This window comes from Spirillospora sp. NPDC029432 (genome assembly GCF_040703975.1).
Lineage (GTDB): Bacteria > Actinomycetota > Actinomycetes > Streptosporangiales > Streptosporangiaceae > Spirillospora.
Map to the genome: position 1 here is coordinate 1 of NZ_JBEZWH010000069.1, position 6831 is coordinate 6831.

The 6831-nt window shown below is 75.9% G+C and carries 4 protein-coding genes and 1 pseudogene; all 5 read left to right on the forward strand.

The annotated features are described in order from the left end of the window. Positions 1-948 (forward strand): annotated as a pseudogene (locus tag AB0881_RS34485) (hypothetical protein); the annotation flags it as partial. Positions 949-1021: 73 nt separating this feature from the next. Further along, on the forward strand, positions 1022-1756 hold the full coding sequence (locus tag AB0881_RS34490; RefSeq protein WP_366623896.1) for a response regulator transcription factor: 735 nt from the start codon (positions 1022-1024) through the stop codon (positions 1754-1756). After that, the gene (locus AB0881_RS34495; protein ID WP_366623898.1) at positions 1756-3198 is read left to right on the forward strand and encodes a HAMP domain-containing sensor histidine kinase; all 1443 of its coding nucleotides are present in this window, start codon (positions 1756-1758) and stop codon (positions 3196-3198) included. Before AB0881_RS34490 ends, AB0881_RS34495 begins: the two co-directional genes overlap by 1 nt. Positions 3199-3264: 66 nt before the next feature. Continuing rightward, positions 3265-4536 (forward strand): bifunctional glycosyltransferase family 2/GtrA family protein, encoded by a 1272-nt coding sequence (locus tag AB0881_RS34500; protein ID WP_366623900.1) that lies wholly within the window; start codon positions 3265-3267, stop codon positions 4534-4536. Beyond that, on the forward strand, positions 4533-6716 hold the full coding sequence (locus AB0881_RS34505; RefSeq protein WP_366623902.1) for a glycosyltransferase family 39 protein: 2184 nt from the start codon (positions 4533-4535) through the stop codon (positions 6714-6716). Before AB0881_RS34500 ends, AB0881_RS34505 begins: the two co-directional genes overlap by 4 nt. Positions 6717-6831 lie beyond the last annotated feature (115 nt).

Sequence of the window (6831 nt, forward strand, 5' to 3'; positions counted from 1 at the left end):
GCCGCCACGATCGTCGAGCAGCTGGCCGGCACCCCCGCGATGCGGGTGATCGAGCAGGCCGCCAGGGACGCCGCCGTCAAGGCCGCGTCCGCCGCCGCCGAGCGGGCCGTCGCCGAGGCGCGCGCGGCGGCCGGGGCGCACCCGGTCACCGGCGCCGCGTTCGAGGCCACCACCACCGCGATGTCCATCGCCGGGCAGGCCGCCCAGCACCCGATGGCCGCCGCGGCGGCCCGGCTCGCGGCCCGCCACCCGCTCACCCGCGCGGCGACCGCGACCGCGCTGGACGTGGCCGGCCGCACGGTCGGCGCGCCCGCCGTCCAGGCCGCGTCCAAGATCGTCGTGGATGCCGCGCTGGACACCGTGGCCGACGTCGCGGTGGACGTGACCATGGACGTGGCCGGCGACCTGGTGTTCCGGGTGGTGCGCGACACCGCCCGCGACACGGCCCGCGACCTGGCCGTGGGCGTCGGCGGGCGGGCCCGGGAGGCGGCCGCGCTGTCCCCCGTCACCGCCGCCGCGGCCGAGGCGGCCACCGAGATCACCGCCCGCGCCGCCGCCAGCGAGACCGTGCGTGGCACGGTCCGTTCGGCCGGCGACCTGCTGGCGGCCGCCGCCGGCAGCGCCGTCGCCCGTACCGCCCGGGAGTTGGCCGTCCGCGCCGCGACCGCCGCGGTCCAGGCCGTGATGGCCGAGCTGATGCGCGAGGCGCTCAAGCTCGCGCTGCGCGAGGAGCTGCGCGGCCTGATGCTCGCCGTCGCGCGGGACGTGGTCGTGGACGTCACCCGGACCACCTGGACCGCCGCCACCCGCCCCGGCCCGGCGGCGCCCCCGCCCGCACCCACGCGGAGCGTGTGGGCCGAGGCCGTCGAGGTCGAGGTCACCGAGGTCACAGGGGTCGTCGAAGTCGTGGAGGAGCGGGCCGAGCCCGCCGAGCGATCGGCTTCATGAGAACTTCCTGAAAGATCCGTGAGAACCGCCCCCGGCGGCGTGACCGCACGTCAGGGGCTATTACGTTGAGTTCATGGAGCCCGCAAGCACGCCGCAGGCGCCCGCCCGGATCCTGGTCGTGGACGACGAGCCCGCGGTACGGGAGTCGCTGGCCAGCAGCCTGGAGTTCGAGGGCTACCGGGTCGGGGCGGCCGCCGACGGCCTGCTGGCGCTGGAGAGCGTCGAGCGGGAGGCCCCCGACCTGGTCGTCCTGGACGTGCTCATGCCGCGGATGGACGGGCTGACGACCTGCCGCCGGCTGCGCGCCCAGGGCGCCACCATGCCCGTCCTCATGCTGACCGCCCGGGACATGGTCGGCGACCGGGTCACCGGCCTGGACGCCGGCGCCGACGACTACCTGGCCAAGCCGTTCGAGCTGGACGAGCTGCTGGCGCGCGTGCGCGCCCTGCTGCGGCGCAGCGCGATGGCCGCCCCCGCCGCCGCCCCGACCGGGCGCGGCCCGCAGGAGGTCCTGGCGTTCGACGACCTGCGGATGAACACCCTCACCCGCGAGGTCACCCGGGCCGGGCGGCCGCTGGAGCTGACCCGCACCGAGTACATGCTGCTGGAGATGTTCCTGCTGCACCCCCGGCAGGTCCTCACCCGCGAGCAGATCCTGGAGACGGTGTGGGGGTTCGACTTCGAGCCCGCCTCCAACTCCCTGGACGTGTACGTCATGTACCTGCGCCGCAAGACCGAGGCCGGCGGCCTGCCCCGGCTGGTCCACACCGTCCGCGGCGTCGGCTACGTTCTGCGAACGGCGTCGTGATGCGGCGGCTGTCGCTGCGCGGGCGGCTGTCGCTGCTCACCGCGGTGGCGGTCGCGGTGGCGGTGGCGGCGTGCGCCACGGCCAGCTGGTTCATGGTCCGCGACCAGCTCTACAAGGAGCTCGACCGGCGGCTGGCGGCGATGGCGTCGATGCCCGAGCCGGGCCCGCCCGGGGGCCGGGGGCCGCGCGACTCGCGCCGCCTGGACGACCTGGCCCGCGCGCTGGCGCGGTGCGAGGCCGCCGCCACGACCACCGCCGGGCAGTGGCCGCCCGGCCCGTTCGAGGTCATGCAGGTGGTGAACGCGCAGGGCCGCCCCTGCACGGTGCCCAACGCCGGCTCGCTCACCGTCACCGCCGAGGACGCGCGGGTGGCGCGGGGCGAGCGCGACTTCGCCGTGCACGACGGCACCGGCGTCACCGCCGACGGCGAGCGCGTCGACGTGCGGGTGCGCACCCAGGCCTTCGTGACGCCCGGCGGCGAGCGCGCGGCCGTGTCGGTCGCGCTGGACCTGGACCAGGTCGAGGGGCCGCTGAACGATCTCGCGCTGGCGCTGGCCGCGTTCGCCGCGCTGGGCGTGCTGGCGGCGGCGGGCACCGGGCTGATGGTCGCGCGGGCGTCGCTGCGCCCGGTGGACGAGCTGACGGCCGTGACCGAGCACATCGCGCGCACCGAGGACCTGGGAATCCGGATCCCGGCCGAGGGCGCCGACGAGATCGCCCGGCTGAGCCGCTCGTTCAACACCATGACCGCCGCGCTGGCCGCCTCCCGCGACCACCAGCAGCAGCTGATCGCCGACGCCGGGCACGAGCTGCGCACCCCGCTGACCAGCCTGCGCACCAACATCGACCTGCTGCTGCGGGCCGAGGCCACCGGCCGCGACCTGCCCGCCGAGACCCGGCACCGGCTGCTGGTCAGCGTCAAGGCGCAGATGCGGGAGCTGTCCAGCCTGGTCGGCGACCTGCTGGAGTTGGCCCGCCCCGAGGAGGCCGAGCCGGCCCGCGAGACCGTCGCGCTGCACGACGTCGCCGCCCGCGCGGTCGAGCGCGCCCGGCTGCGCGGCCCCGGCCTGGCCATCGAGGCCGACATCGAACCCTGGTACGTGACCGGCGACCCCGCCTCGCTGGAGCGCGCCGTGGTGAACCTGCTGGACAACGCGGTGAAGTTCAGCCCGCCGGGCGGCGCGGTCCGGGTGCGGCTGGCGGGCGGCGAGCTGACCGTGCGCGACCACGGCCCCGGCATCCCCGGCGAGGACCTGCCGCACGTGTTCGAGCGGTTCTGGCGGTCGCCGTCGGCGCGCAGCCTGCCCGGGTCCGGGCTGGGCCTGTCGATCGTCGCCCGCGTCGTCACCGAGGCCGGCGGCGAGGTCCGCCTCGACCCCGCGCCGGGCGGCGGCACGCTGGCTCGCGTGCGGCTGCCCGGCGGCGCCGAGCGCGGCGACTGATCCGTTCTCATCCGGGATTAATGTTCGGCTCAGGCCACTCCAAGCCCGGCCGCCGACCTTGGTCCCATGAGTCAATTGGTCACCGATACGGCGGCTCCCGCCGGGGCGCGGCCGGGCGACGGCCGGCGGCCCCTCGTCGAGGTGGTCGTCCCCGTCTACAACGAGGAACGCGTGCTGGCGGCGAGTATCCGGCGCCTGCACGGCTACCTGTGCGAGACGTTCCCCTACCCGTTCCGCGTCACGATCGCCGACAACGCCAGCACCGACGGAACCTGGCCACTGGCCGAGGAACTGGCCGCCGGGCTGGCGCACGTGCGCGCGGTGCGGCTGCCCGAGAAGGGCCGCGGCCGGGCGCTGCGGTACGTGTGGGGGCACAGCGACGCCGACGTGGTCGCGTACATGGACGTGGACCTGTCCACCGACCTGGACGCCTTCCTCCCGCTGGTGGCGCCGCTGATCTCCGGGCACAGCGACCTGGCGATCGGCAGCCGGCTGTCGCGGGGCTCGGCGGTGGTGCGCGGCCCCAAGCGCGAGCTGATCTCCCGCTGCTACAACCTGCTGCTGCGCACGACGCTGGCGGCGCGGTTCTCCGACGCCCAGTGCGGCTTCAAGGCGGCCCGCACCGAGATCGTCCAGGCGCTGCTGCCGGCGGTCGAGGACGAGGCGTGGTTCTTCGACACCGAACTGCTGCTGCTGGCCGAACGCAACGGGCTGCGCATCCACGAGGTCCCCGTGGACTGGGTCGACGACCCCGACAGCCGCGTAGACGTCCTGCACACTGCGCTCGACGACCTCAAGGGCATGGCCCGGGTCGGGCGGCGGATGGTCACCGGCGCGTTCCGCGCCCCCGTCGGCGGCCGGACCCGCCCCGAGCTGCCCGCCGGGATGGCGCGGCAGCTGCCCAGCTTCGCCGTCATCGGCGTCATCAGCACGCTCGCGCAGCTGGTGCTGTTCGTGCTGCTGCGCATGGTCATGGGGCCGCTGTGGGCGAACGCGGTGTCGCTGGTGGTCACCACGATCGGCAACACCGCCGCCAACCGCCGCTTCACCTTCGGCGTGACCGGGCCGCAGCGTGCGTTCCGGCAGCAGTTGGAGGGCGGGCTGGCGTTCCTGCTGGGGCTGGCGCTGAGCACCGGCGGCCTGGCGCTGCTGCACGCCACCGCGCCCGGCGCGTCCCGTGCGGTCGAGGTCGCCGCGCTGGTCTGCGCGAACGGGGTGGCGACCCTGGTGCGCTTCCTGCTGATGCGCGCGTGGATCTTCCACCCGCGCCGGCTGGGCCGCGACCGTGCCGCCACCGCCGTACCCGAGACCGAGACCGCGGGGGAGACGCTGCGATGACGGCCACCGAGACGAGCACTGCGACGAGCACCGACACGATCACCGGCGGCCCCGGCGGCGGCGCGCGGCACGCCGCGCCCGGCGGGACGCGCGGCCGGCTGCGGCGGCTGGCGCTGGGCGGCCCCGAGGACCCGCGCTGGTCCCGGCCCGCGCTGTGGGCGGTGCTGCTGCTGGCGTTCGGCCTGTACGCCTGGAACCTGCCGGACGGCGGGTACGCCAACTCCTACTACTCGGCCGCGGTGAAGAGCGGCACCGAGAGCTGGAAGGCGTTCTTCTTCGGCTCGCTGGACTCCGGGTCGTTCATCACCGTGGACAAGCCGCCGATGGCGCTGTGGGTGATGGGACTGTTCGCCCGGGTGCTGGGGTTCGGCACCTGGAGCCTGCTGCTGCCGCAGGCGCTGATGGGCGCGGCGTCGGCCGCGGTCGTGCACGCGACCGTGCGGCGCGCGTTCGGGCACCGTGCGGCGCTGGTCGCGGCGGTGGTGACGGCGCTGACGCCGATCGCGGTCGCGATCAACCGCGACAACAACCCGGACACGCTGCTGGTCCTGCTGCTGGTGCTGGCCGCGTGGGCGTGCCAGCGGGCGATCGAGTCGGGCCGGGTGCGCTGGCTGGTGGCGGCGGCGTTCTTCGTCGGCTGCGGGTTCAACACCAAGATGCTGCAGGCGTTCGTGGTGGTGCCCGCGCTGGCGCTGGCGTACCTGGTCGCGGCCCGGCCCGGGGTGGTGCGGCGGATCGTCCACCTGCTGGCGGCCGGTGTCGCGATGGCGGTGTCGAGCTTCTGGTGGATGGTCGTGGTCGACCTGATCCCGGCGGACCGGCGGCCGTTCATCGGCGGCAGTACCGACGGCACCGTGTGGGACCTGGTCATCGGCTACAACGGCCTGGGCCGCATCCTCGGTGAGGGCGGCGGTCCGGGCGGCGGCCGCGGCGGGCCCGGTGGCGGTGGCGGCGGGTTCGGCGGCGAGGCCGGCGCGGGCCGGCTGTTCAACGACATCCTGGGCGGCCAGATCTCCTGGCTGCTGCCGTTCGCGGCGCTGGCGCTGGTGGCGGGCCTGGTCCTGCTGTGGAAGCGGCCGCGGACGGACGCGGCGCGCGCCGGGCTGGTGCTGTGGGGCGGCTGGCTGGCCGTGCACTACGTGGTGTTCGGCTTCGCCGAGGGCACGTTCCACCCGTACTACTCCACCGCGATGGGCCCGGCGATCGGCGCCCTGACCGGGGCGGGGGCGGTGCTGCTGTACGGCGCGTACCGGCGCTCGGCCGCCTGGGCCTGGGTGCTGCCCGCCGGGGTCGCGGTTATGGGCGCGTGGTCGTTCGTGCTGCTGGACCGTACTCCGGACTGGAATCCGTGGCTGCGGTGGGCGGTGGCGGCCGTGACCGTCCTCGCTGTCGTTGCCCTTGCCGCCGGCCGGGTGCCGCGCCTGCGCGCGCGGGTGGCCGTGGCCGGGCTGGCGCTGGCGGTCCTCGGGGGGCTGGCCGGTCCCGCCGCGTACGCGGTGTCGGCCGCCTCGTCGCCCGTGAACGGCACCAATCCGCTCGCGGGCCCGTCCTCGGGGCAGGGCTTCGGCGGGCCGGGCGGCCGTCCCGGCGTGATGCCGGGACGCATGCCCGGCGGCGGTCTCCCGGGGGGCATGCCGCCCGGCGGGCAGGGCCAGGGCCAGGGCCAGGATGACCGGCCGCAGGGCGGGGAGGCGCCTGGCGGTCAGGCTCCCGGCGGGCAAGCGCCGAGCGGCCGGCCGCAGGGCGGAGGGCGTCCCGGCGGGGGCGGCCCCGGCGGCGGACCGGGCGGGCAGGTGAGCGACCAGATGGTCGACTACCTGCGGAAGAACCGGAACGGCGCGCGCTGGCTGGTGGCCGTCGGCAGCTCCCAGCAGGCGTCCTCGATCATCCTGGAGAGCGGCGAACCGGTCATCGCCATGGGCGGCTTCACCGGCCAGGACCCGGCGATGACCGTGGAGAAGCTCCAGCGGTACGTCGAGAGCGGCCAGCTGCGCTACATCCTCATCGGCGAGGGGCGCGGCGGCCCCGGCGGGGGCGGCTCGTCGGAGGTGACGGCGTGGGTGCGGAAGAACGGCACCCTGGTCGACGCGAGCGCGTACGGCGGCTCGTCCGGCACCTCTTCTCCGTCCGCCTCGTCTTCCGGGGCCGGTGACGGCACCCGGCTCTACAAGCTGAGCTGAGGGATCTCGATGACGACGACTCTGTCCGGAAAGGCCCCGCCCGCCGAGCGCGGCGGGCGGGCCGCCGCCGGCCCGCTGCGCCGGCTGGTCCGGCTGGTTCGGGGCCCCGGGAACG

Coding starts and splice junctions, on each gene's coding strand:
- AB0881_RS34495 (WP_366623898.1), top strand. CDS start 1,756: ATGCGGCGGCTGTCGCTGCGCGGGCGGCTGTCGCTGCTCACCGCGGTG.
- AB0881_RS34500 (WP_366623900.1), top strand. CDS start 3,265: ATGAGTCAATTGGTCACCGATACGGCGGCTCCCGCCGGGGCGCGGCCG.
- AB0881_RS34505 (WP_366623902.1), top strand. CDS start 4,533: ATGACGGCCACCGAGACGAGCACTGCGACGAGCACCGACACGATCACC.
- AB0881_RS34490 (WP_366623896.1), top strand. CDS start 1,022: ATGGAGCCCGCAAGCACGCCGCAGGCGCCCGCCCGGATCCTGGTCGTG.